Annotated in this window: 7 protein-coding genes; all 7 read right to left on the bottom strand. The window is 70.1% G+C overall.

Annotated elements, in window-relative coordinates; genetic code table 11:
• Nucleotides 1-38: 38 nt before the first annotated feature.
• Nucleotides 39-3,485 (bottom strand): non-ribosomal peptide synthetase, encoded by a 3,447-nt coding sequence (locus O3I_RS04400; protein ID WP_014981687.1) that lies wholly within the window; start codon nucleotides 3,483-3,485, stop codon nucleotides 39-41.
• Nucleotides 3,486-3,643: 158 nt separating this feature from the next.
• Nucleotides 3,644-7,972, bottom strand: a complete 4,329-nt coding sequence (locus tag O3I_RS04395; RefSeq protein WP_014981686.1) for an AMP-binding protein — start codon at nucleotides 7,970-7,972, stop codon at nucleotides 3,644-3,646.
• Nucleotides 7,969-9,645 (bottom strand): condensation domain-containing protein, encoded by a 1,677-nt coding sequence (locus O3I_RS04390; RefSeq protein ID WP_014981685.1) that lies wholly within the window; start codon nucleotides 9,643-9,645, stop codon nucleotides 7,969-7,971. Before O3I_RS04390 ends, O3I_RS04395 begins: the two co-directional genes overlap by 4 nt.
• Before the next feature lie 155 nt (nucleotides 9,646-9,800).
• Nucleotides 9,801-10,793, bottom strand: a complete 993-nt coding sequence (locus O3I_RS04385) for an ABC transporter substrate-binding protein (RefSeq protein WP_014981684.1) — start codon at nucleotides 10,791-10,793, stop codon at nucleotides 9,801-9,803.
• 42 nt (nucleotides 10,794-10,835) lie between these two features.
• Entirely contained in the window at nucleotides 10,836-15,005 is a 4,170-nt protein-coding gene (locus O3I_RS04380) for a non-ribosomal peptide synthetase (protein WP_014981683.1), read from the bottom strand.
• A gap of 73 nt (nucleotides 15,006-15,078) precedes the next feature.
• The gene (locus O3I_RS04375; RefSeq protein ID WP_014981682.1) at nucleotides 15,079-16,032 is read right to left on the bottom strand and encodes a methionyl-tRNA formyltransferase; all 954 of its coding nucleotides are present in this window, start codon (nucleotides 16,030-16,032) and stop codon (nucleotides 15,079-15,081) included.
• 31 nt (nucleotides 16,033-16,063) lie between these two features.
• Nucleotides 16,064-17,359: a SidA/IucD/PvdA family monooxygenase gene (locus O3I_RS04370; RefSeq protein WP_167829101.1), complete on the bottom strand. Its 1,296-nt coding sequence runs from the start codon at nucleotides 17,357-17,359 to the stop codon at nucleotides 16,064-16,066.
• Nucleotides 17,360-17,461: the final 102 nt, after the last annotated feature.

Genomic DNA, 17,461 nt, shown 5'->3' with positions numbered 1-17,461 from the left:
CTTTTCTCGAAACAACCGGTGCGACAACACATTCCGCGCTACACCAGGGCCGCCGGCGTGGGCAGGTCGATCTCGGCCAGCTCGAGCAGGATGCGCGCCACCTGGACCAGCCGGTCCGATGACGGCTCGGCGGCGAGCAGACCCGCGCTGATCCGGCGCACCGTGCGCCCTTCGAGCACGCCGGTGACCCCGAACCCCTGCACCGCGAGCAGCCCGCGGATCTGGCCGGTGAGTGTGGTCGCCAGGATCGAGTTGCCGCCGACGTCGAAGAAGTCGGTTTCGACGCCGAGGCGATCGACGCCGAGCACCTGGGCGGTGATGTATTCGACCGCGGCCTCGACCTCGTTCGCCGGGGGCACATAGACGTTGCGGGTGTCGGCGTCATCGGCGAACCGGGCGCCGACCGCCGCGCGGTCGAGCTTGCCGTTGGCGGTCAGCGGGATGGCGTCGAGCACCTCGACGACCTCAGGAATCATGTAGCCGGGCAGCAGTTCTCGCAGTTGCTCGGCGAGTTCGGCGGGCTCGACCGGCGCGGCGGCGGTCACCGCGGCGGCGAGCCGGCCGGAGGGCGTGATCAGCGCGACGGCCTCGCGAACCGCGGCGAGCCCGTGCAGCGCCGACTCGACCTCGCCGAGTTCGACTCGGTAGCCACGAATCTTGACCTGGTGGTCGGCGCGGCCGAGGAAATCGACGGTGCCGTCGGGCAGGTAGCGGGCCAGATCACCGGTGCGGTACCAGCGCACGCCGTCGACCTGAACGAAGCGGTCCGCCGTGCGCTGCGGGTCGCCGCGGTAACCGTCGGCGACGCTCGTACCGCCGATCCAGAGTTCACCGAGCACCCAGTCCGGGCAGTCCTCGCCGCGCTCGTTCACCACGCGCAACTGCACGTTGGCCAGCGGCGTGCCGTAGGGCACGTTGACCCACGCGGCCGGGAAATCGCCGGTGACCTCGCAGACGGTGGAGTGGATCGCGGTCTCGGTGGTGCCGCCGAGGCCGACGAAGCGCAAGCCGGGCACCAGCGCGCGCATCCGCTGTGCGAGTTCGGTTTTCACCTTGTCACCGCCGGTCAGCACGAGCCGCAGCGAACGCAGCTGCTCGGGCGAGGTGAGATCGAGCAGCATGCCGATCAGGCCGGGCGCGCAATTGAGCACGGTCACACCGGACTCCGCGATGAGGGTGGCCCACGCGGCGGCATCACGCTCGGTCTCCGCGTCGACACAGGCGAGCGTCCCGCCCAGCGACAGCGGCGCGAAGATGTCGTACACCGACAGGTCGAAGCTCAACGCGGACAACCCGATCAGCCGATCGTCCGGCCCGAGATCGAAACGGGCGCCGATCGCGTCGATGGTGTTGGCGGCCGCACGGTGGCTCACCTCGACACCCTTGGGCTCCCCGGTCGATCCGGAGGTGAACAGCACGTAGGCGATGGCGTCCGGCGTCGTGGCCACCGGCCGGTCCAGGCCGGGCCCCGCCAGCGCGTCGGTGAGCGCGATTCCGGTCACCGCGTCGGGCAGGTTCTGGGCATCGTCGACGATCGCCACCCGCACGCCACCGCGCGCGAGGATCCGATCCCGGCGCGCGCTCGGCTGATCGACGCCGATCGGCAGGTAGGCCGCGCCCGCGGCGAGCACACCGAGCACAGCGGGAATTTGCCGGTGCCCCTTCGGCACCACCACGGCCACGGTGTCGCCGGAGGTGGCCCCGGCATCGGCGAGTGCACGGGCGACCGCAAGCGCCTGGGTGGCCAGTTCCCCGTAGCCGGCCGACCCGCCGTCGCGCCAGCGCAGCGCGACGCGGTCCGGATGCTGTTGCGCGAGTGCGAAGAACGCGTCGTGCAGGGTGCGCGCGCCCAGCTCGGCGGCGGTGTCGTTGGCCGAGTCACGCACCGCGCGTTGCGGTTGCGGCAGCGGCAGCGCCAGCTCGGCAGACCAGTCCGCGTCCGGCCGCACGAGTGCGGTGAGCGTGTCGCGGAATTCGGCGAACATCGCCGCCGCGACGCCCTCGGGCAGCGCGTCGCGGCGGATGTCCCAGTTGACGAGCAAGCCGCCGGCGAGCTCGACGACCTGCGCGTCCAGGTCGACCTGCGGTCCCTGCGAGAGGATCCAGACCGGCTCGCCGAACACGCGAGTGACGCGCTCGGAGAACAACTCTCCCAGGTCCAGGCCCGAGGTGAACACCACCGACGGGGTGACCGGCGCGCCGCGCAGCCTGCCCAGATCGCGCAGTACGTCCAAGCCCTCGTAGCCGGAGTGCACGGCCGAGGTGTGCAGTTCGCGCTGCAATCGCTTCGCCCGGGCCACCATCGATTCGGTGGTGCGCGCGTCGACGTCGACCAGCACGGAGTTGGTGAAATCGCCCACCACGCGGTCGATGTCGTCGTGCAGCGGCTCGCGCGCGAACAGCGGCAGGTTCAGCAGGAAGCGCTGCTGCGCCGACCAGCGCGCGATGGCCTCGCTGAACACGGTGGCCAGCGCGACGGCGGGCGTCACGCCGTTGCCGTGCGCGTACTGCTGCAGCCGAGCCTTCTCTCCGGCGTCGAACCAGTGGTGCAGACGGATACTGCGCGACGGGTCCGGCCGTTCGTTCTCCGGTACCACCGGCAGCGACGGGATATCGGGCAGCGTCGGCGCTTTCTGTGCCCACCACTGCGCGTCGGCGGAATTGTCCGGGGCGGTGCGCGCTTTGGCGGCGAGGTAGTCGCGGAAGGTGAAACCGAGCGGCTCGAGTGCCTCGTCGTCGGCTTCGTAGAGCGTGGCGAGGTCGTCCAGGATGCGGCGGTAGCTCTGGGCGTCGGCGGCCACCATGTCGACGTCGAGGTGCAGGCGATGCGCGCCGCCGGGCAGCACCGTCACCGCGATGTCCACCACCTGGCCCGCCGCGACGTCCATGCGCTGGTGGCTTTTGTCCTGGCGGAGGCCCTCCAGCGCGGTCTCGACCTCGGACGCGGAGTGCGCGCTCAGGTCGAGGGTGTGGCAGACCGGTACCAACGGCGCGGGCGGGATCCGCTGCGTGCCGCTGTCCAGGAACTGTGCCCGCAGCATCGCGTGGTGCGCGACCAGGCGTTCGGCCGCACGCCGCATCCGATCGGCCTGCAGGCCACGGCCGTCGAATTCGACGTAGAGGTGTGCCGCGACACCGCCGAGCCGCTGATCCTGCCGACGGCCCACCCAGTAGGCGTGCTGCATCGTCGCCAACGCGAATTCGTCCGTCTCGGTGGCGGTTTCGGCGGCCGGAGCGGGCGCGGGCACGATCTCCTCGACCACCTGGCTCACTCCCAGCAACTCCGCCCATCCGGTGATCGTCGGATTCAGCGCGAGGGCCGAACTACGCACCTCGTAGCCCTGTTTGCGCCACTTGGCGGCCAGGTGCATGAGCTTCATCGAATGCATGCCCAGGCTCACCAGATCGTCGTCGTAACCCACCGTTTCGGGTGCTACGCCGAGATCTGCCGCCACCATGTCGCGCAGTTCAGCCTTGCCGAACATCAGACTCCTCACCAGCCGAGAAACAGCCCATCGGACCGCAGAGGCAAGCCTTGCCTAACCTCAAGGCATCGTAACCCACGGAGGGCACCCAGAGGCAGAGTGTGGTTTGCCTAACCTATTTGCTATGTCTAGTCACCGGCACATAGCCGGTTACCGGCTCACCCAGCGGTGAGCTCGGTCAGTACCGCGGCCCAACGGTCGACCCGGACATCGGTGTCCGCTTCGTCCAGAACCGCCGAATTCACGTCGAATTGGGCGACCAGCGACGGCCTGCCGTCGCGCGGGACCACCGCCGTCATCACGTCGACCGTGAACCGCACCGGCAGATCCGGGTGACCCGCGACGCCGAACTCGGCGGTGAATTCCGCCAGCGGTGCCGGTGTCCACGGTCCGGAACCGAAGCTCAGCACGTCGAACCGGCCCAGATGATTGAGCCGCAGCTGGCCGCGCGCCGCGAGCGTGCGCTCGGCCAACGGCAGCGGCCCCGCATCCGGCGTCCAGCCGCCGAGGTCGGTCACCGGCACCAGGACCGTCTCCTCCACCGTGAACCACCCGACCTGGCGGGTGTCGTCCTCGGCGGGCCTGCCGTGCGACTCCCTGGTCAGCGCGACTCGGCCCGCGGCGTCCGCGCTGTCCGCGAAAGTGCGCGCACAGGCCAGAATCAGCATGTCCTCCAACGGGATTCCGGTCTCGGCACACCGTGCGAGGAACCGCTCGGTGGGCTCGGGTCCGAGCTCGCGCACCCGCTGGATCACCTTGCCCGCACGATCGGTGGCCGGATCGGTCAACCGGCCGCCGAGGGCGGTGCCGAGGATCGGCAGCGGCGCGGCCGGCGCCGCGGCCGGTTCCGCCTCGCGGGGTTGCTCGTTCAGCGGAGGTTCGCCCTGTTCGAGCCTGCGCAGGTCATCGACCAGGATCAACCAGGAGACCACGTCGACGGCGAGGTGATGGATGGACAGCAGCAGGCGGCGCCGACCCGGCCCGCCGTCCAGCACGGTGGCGGCGAGCATGCGGCCTGCCGCCGGGTCGAGCCGGTCCACGGTCTCGGCCAGGCGCGCCGCAGGGTCCGCCGCGGTGTCGGTGAGCACCGAACAGGTTGCCGCGTCGATGGATTCCTCGACGATCAGCACCGGGGTGCCGTGCGTTTCGGTGTCGAGGCGCGAACGCAGCGTTGGGTGCGCCGCGGCCAAGGCGTGCAGTCGTGCGACGACCAGTTCGACCGTCGCGTCGTCGGGCAGCGTGATCACCTGGCTCTGCGCGAGGTAGCGGTAGTCGCCGTTGGCGATGATCTCGTGTGCCAGCGCGGTGAGCGCAAGGACGGTGCCTGCGGGCGTGTGCGCGGCCTCGGCGACGTCGTCGGTCGCCGCGGTGTCCAGCTTGCTCGCGAGTTCGCGCAGATCCCCTGCGGCGACAACGTCTTTCGCGGTGACCCGGTAGCCCGCGCCGCGCAGCCGGGACACCAGATCGATGATGCCGATGCTGTCGATGCCCAGATCGGCCAGATTGTCCAGCACGCCGACCGCCGCCGTGCGCCCCTCGCCCATCGCGGCGATCAGCCCCAGCAGGGTCCGCTCGGTCTCGGTGGCGGGCTCGGCCACCACCGCATCGGTGACCGGTGCGTGCAATAGTGCCGTCGCGGCGTGGACGTCGAGTTTGTCGTTGCGGTTCAACGGGATCTGTTCGACGTGCACGATCCGGGTCGGCACCAGGAACCGGGGCAGGCGCTGCGCGAGGGCGGCGCGGATCTCGGCGACGGACCGCTCGGCGACGACCAAGGCACCCAGCCGGGTCCGGCCGTTCTCCACGAAAGCCAGTGCGGCGGCGTGCGTTACGCCGTCGAGCTCACGCAACACGACCGTCGCCTCGTCGGGCTCCACCCGGTAACCGTTGATCTTGACCTGGCTGTCGATGCGCCCTTCATAGACCACCGTGCCCGCGGCGGTCCGGCGCACCAGATCGCCGGTGCGGTAACGCCTTCCGCCCCCGCCGGCGACGAAGGCGGCGGCCGTGGTGGCCGGCCTGCCGAGATAACCGAGCGCGAGTTGCGCACCGGAGAGGTACAACTCGCCGTGACCGCCGGGCGGCACCGGGCGCAGCCGATGGTCGAGCACCTCGGCCGCCAGGTTGTCGAAGGTGCGCCCGATCGTCGGCGCCGCGTGCTCGTGCACGTCGGCCATCAGCGCTTCCACCGTGGTCTCGGTCGGGCCGTAGAAGTTGATGACCCGGGTGGTCGGCAAGCGACGCAGCCGTGTCCAGGTGTCCTGACTGATCGCCTCGCCACCCAGCGCGAGCACCAGCAGCGGGCAGGACTCCCCTGCGGGCTCGGACGGGTCGGGGCTCGGGGTGAACAGGCCGGCCGCGATCAACCGGTTCAACATCGACGGCGAGGTGTCGAAGATGTCGATGCGCTGCTGCTCGATCGCCGCCACGATCTGCTCGGCGTCGGTGCGTTCCTTGTCGCCGAGCAAGACGACCGTGTGCCCGCTGAGCAGCGCGACCGTCGGCTGCCAGGCGGCGTCGAAACCGGTCGACCAGCCGTGCCCGATCCGCAGCTGCCGTCCGGACTGCGCGGCGAGCGGCGCGAAGATCCGCCGCTCGTGGTTCGACCAGTGGTTCAGCAGCGCGCCGTGCGGGACCACCACGCCTTTCGGGCGGCCCGTGGTGCCGGAGGTGAACACCACGTAGCAGGGCGCGTTCCGATCCTGCTGCGGCACCGGCACATTCGCCTCGACCGGGCCGGACGCGCCGAGCACCCGCAGCACACCGCTATCGTCCGGTACCGCGTGCACGAACTCACGTCCCTGCTCGCGGACGAGTCGCAAGGTGTCGGCCAGCGATTCGTCGCCGAGCACGACGCCGACGTTGGCCGCCTCGAACATGTAGGCCAACCGGTCAGCGGGCGTCGCGGGGTCCACGTGCACGCACAGCGCACCGGCGAGGCCGATCGCGAACGGCGCGTGCAACACCCGGCGATCGCGGGGCAGCACTACCGCCACCGCGGCACCAGGCCGCACCCCCGCAGCGCGCAGGCCCGCGGCCAAAGTCTGTACGGCCGAGCCGAATTCCGTGAAGGACTGCTCTCCGGCAGCGTCGACCACGGCTACTTGTTCAGCGGCCCGATCCGCGGCCGCGAGCAAGGCCGCGGGCACCGAGGCGTACGGCACCGGCGACTGCGGCGCGACGGTCAGCGCGGCGGGTTCGCCGGCAAGCAAAAGGTCGACATCGCAACCGCGCTCGGCGTCGACCAACCGCCGGATGACCGCCAGCACCCGGCGCGCCAGCTGATCCGGATCGAATCGGTCCACCAGGTCGGGGCGGATTTCGACCCGGGTGATGAGCCGCTGGTCCTCCAGCACCGGCACCACCGCGATCGGATAGTGGCTGGGGGAATCGATCCGGCGCGGCCGCATCGTGGCGCCACCCGTCAACTGCATCGAGGTGGTGATCTCGCCGAGTGGGGTGTTCTCGAAGACCAGCAGCGTGTCGAAAAGCTGGCCGGCGTCGGCGTGTTTGGTGATCTCGGCGATGCCCAGATATTCGTGCGCCCGCAACTGCGCCACGGTGCGTTGCAGCTCGGCACCGATCCGCGCGGGCGAGCGTTCGTCCATCCGCACCCGCACCGGAATGGTGGTGACGAGCGCGCCGACCAACCGATCGGCATGGGGCAGCGACGCGTCGCGTCCGGAGGTGGTCTGCCCGAACACCACGTCGTCGCGTCCGGTGAGGCCGGAAAGCACCCGGGCCCAGGCCATTTGGCACACGGTGTTCATGGTGATGCCCTGGGAGCGGGCCCAGTTGGCGACCAGTTCGGTTTCCGCGCGGTCGAATTCGGCGGTGCCGAGCACCGGGATGTCGCCCGGCGCGGGCGGCGCGAGCATCGGCATCGGCGACAGCCCGGCGAGCGCCTCGGTCCAGGCCGCGATGGAGGCCGCGGTGTCGCGGGTGGCCAGCCACGCCGCGTGCTCGCGCAGCGGCGGGGCGGGCGGCAGCGCCGATCCGCCGCCACCGTACAACGCGATCAGATCGGCGAAGATCAACGGGATGGACCAGCCGTCGACCACGATGTGGTGTGCGGTGCAGATCAATTCGTAGGAGTGCTCGGCGACCCGCGCCACGGTCACCCGGAACAGCGGGCCGTTGTCCAGGTCGATGCGCACCCGGCCTTCGTCCCAATAGAGCTGCTGGGCGGCGGCTTCGGGGTCCGCGGTCTCGCGCAAATCCACCTCGCGCCAGCCGATCCGCCCGTCCGAGGTGATCACCAGCACCGGGTGCGGCAGGCCGTCGGTCAGCACGGCCGCGCCCAAGTGCGGATAGCGTTGCAGCACTGCGTCGAACGCCACCCGCAGACCGGGCAGATCGACCAAGTCGTCGATCCGCGCGGCGAACGTCACCAGGTACGGATCGACCTCACCCGACATGGTGCTGACCGAATAGAGGCCACGCTGCAGCGGCGACAGCGCGACGACGTCGAGGATCTCGGTGCTCACTTCGCACCGAACTTCTTGCCGAGCGCCGCCAGCGCCGCGGGGTCCAGGCCGGACGCGCTCATCGGCGCCGCGGCGGCCGGGGCGGGCGCCGCGGCAACGGGCTCGCCCTCGGCCAGCTGCGTGGCGAGTTCGTGCACCGTCGGGAAGGCGAAAACGGTTTGCACGTCTAGCACGTAGCCCTGCTCGGCCAGGTCGGTGACCAGGCGCAGCGCGGCGATCGAGTCGCCGCCGAGCGAGAAGAAGGTGTCCGCGCGGCCGACCTCGTCGTCCTCGTCGAGCTCGAGCACCTTCCGGATCGCCGCCGCGACAACGCGTTCGGCGTCGGTTTGCGGCGCGCCGCCAAGTCCCGGGCCGCCCGCCAGGTCACCGGTCGCGCCCGGCTCGGTGAACAGTGTCACGTCGAGGGCCACGTCGGTGCCGTCGGCCCATGCCGCGCAACGGCTTTCGAGATGGACGGCGAGGTCGTCGAGGGCGCGGCGGCCCGCCAGGGCCGGGAAATCGAGGGTGACGGTGGCGCCGTCGGGGTCGATCGCGACGTCCACGACGAGATCCACCCCGTACGGGCGGGCAGTGCGCCGGTGCAGTTCGCGCACTGTGTATTCAGAGGTGCTGAGCGCGATCGGACCGTCGACCCGCACTCCGACGAGCACCTGGAAGAGCGCGCCGGTCACCACCGCGCCGGTGCCCTTCAACTGATGAGTGAGCCGTTCGATCCTGGTCCGCGCGTGCGCCCGGGCCTCGGTGGCGCAGGCCGCGGTCGCATCGACGAGTTCCCGGGGCAGGCCCGTCCGCACCGAATCCAACCGCAACACCAGCTGATTGGCGGTATTGCCGAGGACCGTGCCCGACTCCGCCGGCGCGGCCTCGACCACACCCACCGGCACATCGTCGCCGAGGCCCGCCTCGCCGAGCGTCCTGGCCACGAGCGCGGCGAAGACCACGCTCGCGTCGTGCGCGCCGCGCACGGCGTCGAACGTGGGCCGCGGCAGACGGAAGGACCGGCGCGGGCCCTCCGCGCCGGGCTCGTCGTCGAGGATCGGGGTCGCGCGTTCGGGCAGATCCGCGAGCCGCGCCGTCCAGTAGGCCAGGTCCGGGTCGTCGGCGGCGGTGCTGCCCAGCGCTTTCAGTTGCGCCGCGACCAGGCTGCGGTACTGCGCCGCGGCGGGCTCGGCCTGGCCGTGCTCGTAGGCCGCGAAGAGCCCGGCCGCCAGCAGATCCACCGTGCGGTCGTCGGCGGCGACCGGATGCACCGTGATCGAAACGACAGCGCGGTCGGGCAATGCATAGCGCCGCAGCCGGATCGGCAGGTCGTGCACCAGGTCGAAGCGGTGCACCGCGTCCGAGCGCAGCGCGGAGTCCAGCGCGGCCTCCTCGATGCGGACGGTCTCGATCACGGCGTCCGGCACGGCGACCACGCGCTGATAGGGCACGCGACGATCGTCCGGGAAGACCGTGCACAGAATCTCGTGCTCGGTCAGCATCGCGATGGCCGCCTGCTCGAACGCCTCGTCGTCCAGATCGCCGACGACTTCCAGCGCGACGAACAGATTCGCGGCGGCGGTGCGCCGCAGGCGTTCCGGCAGCAGCACGGCCTGCTGCGCGAGTGACAGCGGCGTGCCACGATCACCAGTGGTGGTGGCCCTGTGCACGTTTCGCACCAGCGAATCTGACATGTTCGATCCTTCCGAGCACCGCAGCAACCACCTGGGAAACCGCTGCGGCCACTATCTACCGATCAACCAATCGGGGGTGGGCAGCGCGCAGCTACCCACCCCCGGATTAAAGTTAGCCTATCCTAAAACAGCTGTGGCCAGCGGACCAGCTGTGCCTACTTGCTCACAGCAGCGAACGTCGGATCCAGCTTGTCCAGCACGAAAGGCACCGACAGCGGCGTCGGGGTATTGATCGCGCTGATCGTCGTCACGTCGACGAAGGCGATGCCGTTGCGCTGCACCGACGGCAACGCGTCGTAGCCGGGCAGCCGCTTGAACTTCTCCTCGAACGCGGGCAACGCGCCGCAGACCAGCATGTCGGAGGTCAAGTCGCCCAACCGTTCCGGCGACAGTGCCAGGCGGCCGCCGGCGGGCGCCTCCTGCGCGATCTTCTCGGGGATCGACATGCCGAGCCGGTTGAACAGCATGGCCGAACCGTCCTTCGGATCGGCCAGCACCATCAACTGCGCGGGGCCGGTCAGCATGCAGGTGAGGAAGGTCTTGCCGCGCAAGCCCGGATACCGGTGCGCCACCCCGTCGATCCGCCCGTTGACGTCGGCGACCACCTTGTCCGCATCGGCTTGCCGGTGCAGCACCTTGCCGAGCGTCGCGAGCTGATCCGACCACTGGTCGACCTGCGCGTTGGGCGTCACCGGTCCGATGGTCGGCGCCAGCTTGGACAACTTCTCGTACATCGCCTTGTCGACCATGAAGCCGGGCACCAGGATCAGGTCCGGTTCCAGCGCGGCGATCTGCTCCACCACGTCGGACCCCATGCTGAGCACCTTCGCCTCGTTCAGCGAATCCGGCACCCACGGCACCTTCGACTTGCTGCCCATCGAGACGTTGTCCGCGTAGCCGACCGGCGTCACGCCCAGCGCCAGCGTGGCGTCGAGCCACTGGTTGCCCAGGGTGACGATGCGTTTCGGGGTGCCGCTGACGGCGGTCTCACCCAGCGAATGCGTGATCGTCACCGCACCGGACGCGTCGTCGCCCTTGTCGTCGGAACCACAGGCGGCGGAGGTCAGCAGCAGACCCACCGCGAGCACCGCAACAGCGCGACCGACCACGCCGCGACCCCGACCCGCCGTTCTTCGGCCCAGCTTCATTCCGTCACTCCTCATATCCGATCCCTGCCGCAAAAGGTAAGGCTAAGCAAACACCAGCCAACCCTCATCGGTCCAGGATGCACGATCGCCGGTGCGCACCAGCAACCCCGGTGCGAACGGGTCGGCCAGGAACGGCCCGGCCGCCACGTCGCCCACCCGGCCCAGCGCCGCACCGCCGACGAAGACCTCGCCGAGCACCCCGGGCCGGACCGGTCTGCCGCGCTCGTCGAGCACCAGCACCCGCGCGCCGGGAATCGGGCGCACGCGCCCGGTACCGTCCAGCGGTCCGCGCGCCACCGCACCCACGTACTCCGGTACTGCGTAGGCCACAGTGCCGACCGAGCCTGGCGCTGCCGTCGCGAGCAACCCGGGAAGCGTTGGCGCAGTGTCGGTTCCGGTGAGATCCCAGCGACAGACCGTCGCGGCGGCCGCGGCGGCGACCTGCGCGATTCCGGCCGCGGTGCCGACCTCCGTGACGACGTGGGTCACCGCGAATTCCGTGATCAGCGCCGCCAATTCGGCGGGATCGGACCATTGCGCCGGTGCAGCGACGATCAACTGCGCGCCATCGGCCAACGCCGCGAACAGTTCGACCGCCGCACGCGCATCGACGCGGCGCACCGCGAGCAGTCGCACATCCCGGGCGTGGTAGGCCGGGTCGGCGCTTCGGCACCGCCGGTCCGCGGCCACCGCACGACGATCCGCGACCGCTACCGCCAACGCCGCGGCGGGCGGCAGGGCGCAGGTCTGCGGGCCCGATTCCGCCACGGCACCGAGCAACGTCGTCACCAAACGCACCAGGCGCTCGGCCGCGTCGTCGGCCGGTGCGAGTTCGTCCGGGCGCCCGGCGGCCAGGCGGGCGAACAACTCGCCGTAGGTCAACGACTTTGTGCCGCAACGTATCGCAGGCCGGCTACCGGGGAAGCTGTGACCGCGGCGGATGACCTCGGCCAGGTCGGGCACATCGGCGAGGTCGACGCCGGTGGACCACTCGCCGAGCACCCGCTCGCGTTCGGCGGCGGTCAATTCCTCCGGCGCCGCAAGGGGAGTCGCCTCGATGAGCGCGGCCAGCCCGGCCACCGTCGGATTGTCGAAAACCACCCGCACGTCGATCTGCACCCCGAATTCGGCACGCAGCCGCGGCACCAACCGGTTGGCCAGCAGCGAATGCCCGCCGAGGTCGAAGAACGAGTCGTCGGCGCCGATCCGGTCCAGGCCGAAGATCTCCTGATACAGCTCGGCGAGCCGAATCTCGGTGGCGGTGCCCGGTTCTCGATAGCCGTGCGCGATCCGGACCGGCTCCGGCAGCGCGTCGCGATCGAGCTTGCCGTGCTTGGTCAGCGGGATCTCGTCGATCAGCATGAACGCCGCGGGCACCATGTATTCGGGCAGGCTCGCGGCGGCACGGGCCCGCACCTGCTCGAGGTCGAGGTCAGCGGCGGCGGGCACCACGTAGGCCGCGAGCATGGTCCCGAGCGAGCGGTCCGCCACCGCGACGACCGCACAGTGCCCGACGCCGGGATGCGCGGCGATGGTGGCCTCCACCTCACCGAGTTCGATGCGGAACCCGCGTACCTTCACCTGGGCATCGGCGCGCCCGACGAATTCGAGCACGCCGTCGGCCCCGCGCCGGGCCAGATCGCCGGTGCGGTACAGCCGCGCGCCCGGCAGGAACGGATCGGCGACGAAACGCTCCGCCGTCGGCCCGGCCCGATGCAGATATCCCCGCGCCAATTGCGCTCCCCCCAAATAGATCTCCCCGACGACGCCGTGCGGGACCAACTGCAGCCGCTCGTCGAGCAGGTAGCAGTACACGTTGCGGTTCGGCACGCCGATCGGCACGATCCGGGTGCCCTGGGGACCGTCGACGGGCATATGCGTCGCGGAGACCACGGCCTCGGTCGGGCCGTAATGGTTGCGCAGTTCGGCGTCGAAGACCCCCGCGAAGCGGTCGGCCACCTCACCGAGCAACGCCTCGCCGCCGACCGGAACATGGCGCAGCGCACGCCATTCGCTCACCTCGGGCAGCAGCAGGAAGGTGCTCAGTGTCGACGGCACCATGTGCAGCACGGTGATACCGCAGCGGGTGATCAGGTCGGCGACGTACGGGATGTCGCGGAACGCGGCGGGCTTCGGAATCACCAGGCACGCACCGACCGTCAGCGTGACGAAGATATCCAGCAGTGACGCGTCGAAACTCACCGGCGACGACTGCAACAGCCGGTCCTCGGCCGTCATCCCCCACTCCGCGCGGAAGCCGTCCAGATGCTCGGCGATCGCCGCGTGCGAAACCGCCACGCCTTTGGGCTTTCCGGTCGAACCCGAGGTGTAGATGAGATAGGCGAGATTGCCGGGGCGCAGTGGGCGGACCCGTTCCGAATCGGCCGGATCGTGATCGGGCAACTCGACCGCGGACTCTTCCGCGGCCACCAGCTCGACCATGCCGAACACCAGCCGCGGGCGCGCGTCTCGGTAGCACTCCTCGATTCGCTCGTCCGGGTCCGCCGGGTCGATCGGCAGGTAGGCGCCACCGGCTTTGAGCACCGCCAGCACCGCGACCACGAACTCGACCGAGTTGCCCAGGCGGAGCGCGACCGCGTCCTCGGGGCCGATCCCCTGCCCGATCAGCCAGTGCGCCAAGCGATTCGCGCGCCGATTGAGCTGGTCGTAGGTCAGTGCCACGTCGCCGGAACGGTCATGTCGCGGCGCCAGCACCGCCGGTGCGCCGGGTGTGGCCGCGACGGCTCGTTCGAACAGCGCGACCATCGTGGTCGCCGGGGTGTCCACCAGCACGCCGTGCGACTGCGCGAGCAAAAGCGAACGGTCTTGCGGGCCATACATATCCAGCTCGCCGACCCGTGCACCCGGCGCGGCCAGCGCGCTGCCGAGCAGCCGGACGTAATGCGTGAGCAATTGCTCGACCAGCCCGTGTTCGACCTCGTCGGCCCAGTACTCGGCCTCGAGGTGGACGCCGTGCACGTCGAACACGGCGGTGACCCGCAACGGTACCTGGGGCGCCGAGCGGCCGAGATCCAGTCCGATGGCGGTGACGCCGTCGAACTCGAATCCGCGGGGCGCCTCACGGACGCCGAAGCCGACCCGTACCAGCTGTTCCAGGCCGTCCCGGCCGTTGCCGCGGTCCGGGTTGATCTCGCGGATCACCCGGTCGACGCCGACCTCCTGGTGCGCGAACGCCGCGGCACAGTTGTCCCGGACGCCCGCGGCGAACTCCGCGAAGGTGTCGCCGGGCCGGACCGCCGCCCGCAGCAGCACCGTGTTGCCGAAGTATCCGATCACCGAGACCGCGGACGCGTCCCGGGTGGACACGGGCACCGAGACGAGGAAATCCGTTGCCGCCGTGTAGCGGTGGATCAGCGCGTGGAACGCGGCGAGCGCCACCGCGAACGGCGTCGAGTCGTGTTCGCCCGCGAACGCGTATACCCGCGCGAGTAGTTCGGGCGGCACCGCGAGCACGCTGCGCCCGGTCCGGCGGTTCTCGGTATCCGCGCCGGTCGGCTTGCCCGGCAGCTCGAGCGGCTCGGGCAGCGGACGCAAGGTGCGGCGCCAGTAGTCGACCGCCGCGTCCTCGGGGGCGCCCGGCGCCTCGCCGAGCACGGCGACATCCACGAATTGGGCGCCAGGACCAGCCAGCGGCTCGGCACCGTTGTACACGGCGTTCAGTTCGGCGCGCAGCACACTCCACGAGTCGTCGTCCCAGCAGATGGTGTGCGCGACCAGGATGAAGACGAACTCCTCGGCGCCGGTGCGCACCAGGGTGCAGCGCAGCGGCGCCTCGGCGGCCAGGTCGAAGGGACGGCCGAATTCCCGGCGCGCCAACACTTCCGAGCGCCGGGCCCGGCTCGGTTCGGCCAGCTCCGACAGGTCGTGCTCCTGCCAGGACGGCTGCACGTCCGGCCGCACGACCTGGAACGGTTCACCGTCGGCCGCCAGACCGTAAGTGGTGTGCAGAATGTCGTGCCGCGCGACGACCGCGCTGACCGCGGACCGTAACCGGGGCACGGCCAATGGACCGGTCAAGCGGTACGCGACACAGATATTCAGGGTGGTGTCCGCGGGATCGCGGGTCTGCAGGAACCAGGCCCGGCGCTGCGCGGCCGACAACGGATACCGCGCACCCTCGCTGGTTTCGTTCGATGGCCGTTCGGATCTACTGTCCCGCAGGCGGTTCGGGGTGTTGGCAATGGTCGACATGATTCCTTCGCCCCCCGGTTGAGCGTCGCTTCCCGGCTCGCGGCCCGAGCCGCGAGCACCCCCTACGCAACCGTCAGCCGGCGACCGGCTCCGGCGTGGCGGTGAGATACCCTCCGCGCCTGAAGAATTCGGCGCCCTCGTGCTCGACGCCGTCGGCCGTGCGCACCCGGGTCAGCACCAGGCCGCGATTGCGGCCGCGCACCGGGTCCGGCCCGCACACCACGGCACCGCCGCCCTCCTGCACGACGACGCGCCCCGCGGTGCCGCCGTAGCAGGCCGCGGACACCGACGCCGAGAGCACCTCGATCCGCTCGCCCCGGTAGTAGGCGAACGCACGCGGGTACGGCTCGGAGAGGGCCCGCACGAAACGCTCCAGATCGACTGCGCTCCACTGCCAATCGATCTGGCTGTCCCGGTCGGAACGCTTGTGGAAGTAGGTCCGTTCGGCCTTGTTCTGCGGACGCCAGACGGCGGTACCGGACTCGAGCAGGCGCAGGGCCTCGTGCACCGCACCCGGAATGAGTTCCATGCCGGCCAGCACGAGTTCGGTTCCGGTGGCGTCCGGCGGAATCGGCAGCGAGCGCTGCACCAGGATGTCGCCGGTGTCCAACTGCTCGTCCATCCGATGCACGGTGAGCCCGAACTCCGACTCACCGCTGATCAGCGCCCAGAGCACGGGCGAGAACCCGGTGAACTTCGGCAGCAGCGAATCGTGCAGGTTGAGCGTCCCGTGCGGCGGCAGGGCGTAGAGCTCGGCGGGCATCCAGGTGTACCAGCTGTTCACCACGATGACATCGGGTTCGGCCCGCTTGACCAGATCGATCGTCGCGGCGTCGGCCCGCTCGGTCAGATGCACCGGCACGCCGTGCTCGCGCGCGAGTTCCTCGACCGAATCCGACCAGATCGCCTTATAGGACTGCGCACTGGCCGGGTGGGTCACCGCGAGCACCACCTCGTGCTCCGAATCGAGCAGCGCCTGCAGGGTTTTACGGCCCCAGGTCTGAAAGCCGAACGACACGATGCGCATGAACCGAACCTCATTCTCGAAATAAGTAAGGCTAGCCTAGCCTATTGGTTGCCCGCTGTGTTGCCGCCTGCGGTATCGCCACGGATCGGGCAGGCGCCGAGGCGAGCACGCGATCGGACAATTCGCCGAGGCAGCTGAGGTTCGGAAATCCTGGGCCCTGCGCGAGGCCCGCGAGATTGGGCAGGTAGAGCTTGGTATCGAGCCCGGAGATCGCCAGATCGTGACCGATCGAGGCCTCGATTCGCGCCTGCGTGATCGGTCCGCCGATGGCCAATTCGACCAGGTCCGCCGCGTCCGAATCGAACAACTCGAGAAACCACAAAGGTTGCCCGCCGGTTGCGTCGACCACGAGATCGAAGGTGTGCACCTGATCCGGACGCAGATCGTTGCGCAGGGTGAGCGCGACACCCTCCCCCTGCTCGGCCACCCGCATCACCCGCCCCTGCAGATGATGAACCCGGCTGTCGCCCAACAGGTTCTCCTGCACACGAACCGAGAAGACGCCACGATCCGTGCGCCGCACGACATCCCGTCGCTCCTGGATACTCAGCGCCCGCCACTTCGCCGGATCGCTGTAGAGCGAGTTCTCGAAGTAACTTTCGCCACGGGTATAGATGGTGGCCGCCGGTGAGATCACCGACACCGTGAGCACGTCGTGGCGCACCAGTTCGTCCATCGCCGAGCCCGCGGTCTCGCCGCCGCCGATCACCGCGGCTCGCGACGAGGCGGGCAGCCTGCGCTTACCCGCGAGATCCCAGAAGTCCGCGATGCTCAGCACTTTCGGATGATCGGCCAGGGCCCGGCGCGAGTGCCCGGGGCCGGTGATCATCAAGCGGTCCGCGTCGATCGCACTGACCGCACCGTCCGCGTCGGCCACGGAGACCGTCCAGCCGTCGGCGGCCGCGGAGATCTTGCGGACCGAGCCGAGCACCAGTTCCAGCTCGGTCTTGCGGGCCACCCACTGCAGGTACTTGGCCCAGACGTGGTGGTGCGGACTCGGCCGCCCACGGTCCACCCATTCGGCGTAGGTGCCGCGCTCGACCAGGAACGACGTCCAGCTGAACGCCATCATCGCCTCGTTGATCGCGTGGTTGTGGCCGCGCGCCCAGGTGGAGTGATACGGGAAGCCCACGTCCTTCTCCGGACTGGTGCCGAGCCGGTGCTGGCCGTCGGTCCAGCCGCCGCTGGGCAACCAGTTGCCGCCCACGGCATGCGATTCCACGACGATGACCTGGGGTGCGGGCAGATCCAACGCACGAAGCACATGCGCTTTCGCTGCCACAGCCATCGCTTTCGGACCAGCGCCGACCACGAGAAGTCTGTCCACCGGTGCTCCCATCTGTGATTCCAGCCACCTCGCAGCTATCGGATCGGGCCGTCAGCTGCGGTGACGGTCGAGGCGGCCAGTCGACCGCCCGACGTCGGACGG

The sequence above is a fragment of the Nocardia brasiliensis ATCC 700358 genome, from assembly GCF_000250675.2.
Lineage (GTDB): Bacteria > Actinomycetota > Actinomycetes > Mycobacteriales > Mycobacteriaceae > Nocardia > Nocardia brasiliensis_B.
Note: the sequence above shows the minus strand (reverse complement) of the source record. Positions and strands in the feature narration are given on the sequence as shown.

Bases quoted from the DNA above. Each gene is read 5' to 3' on its own strand.
- O3I_RS04400 (WP_014981687.1), bottom strand. From the start codon at position 3,485: ATGTTCGGCAAGGCTGAACTGCGCGACATGGTGGCGGCAGATCTCGGC.
- O3I_RS04390 (WP_014981685.1), bottom strand. From the start codon at position 9,645: ATGTCAGATTCGCTGGTGCGAAACGTGCACAGGGCCACCACCACTGGT.
- O3I_RS04385 (WP_014981684.1), bottom strand. From the start codon at position 10,793: ATGAAGCTGGGCCGAAGAACGGCGGGTCGGGGTCGCGGCGTGGTCGGT.
- O3I_RS04380 (WP_014981683.1), bottom strand. From the start codon at position 15,005: ATGTCGACCATTGCCAACACCCCGAACCGCCTGCGGGACAGTAGATCC.
- O3I_RS04375 (WP_014981682.1), bottom strand. From the start codon at position 16,032: ATGCGCATCGTGTCGTTCGGCTTTCAGACCTGGGGCCGTAAAACCCTG.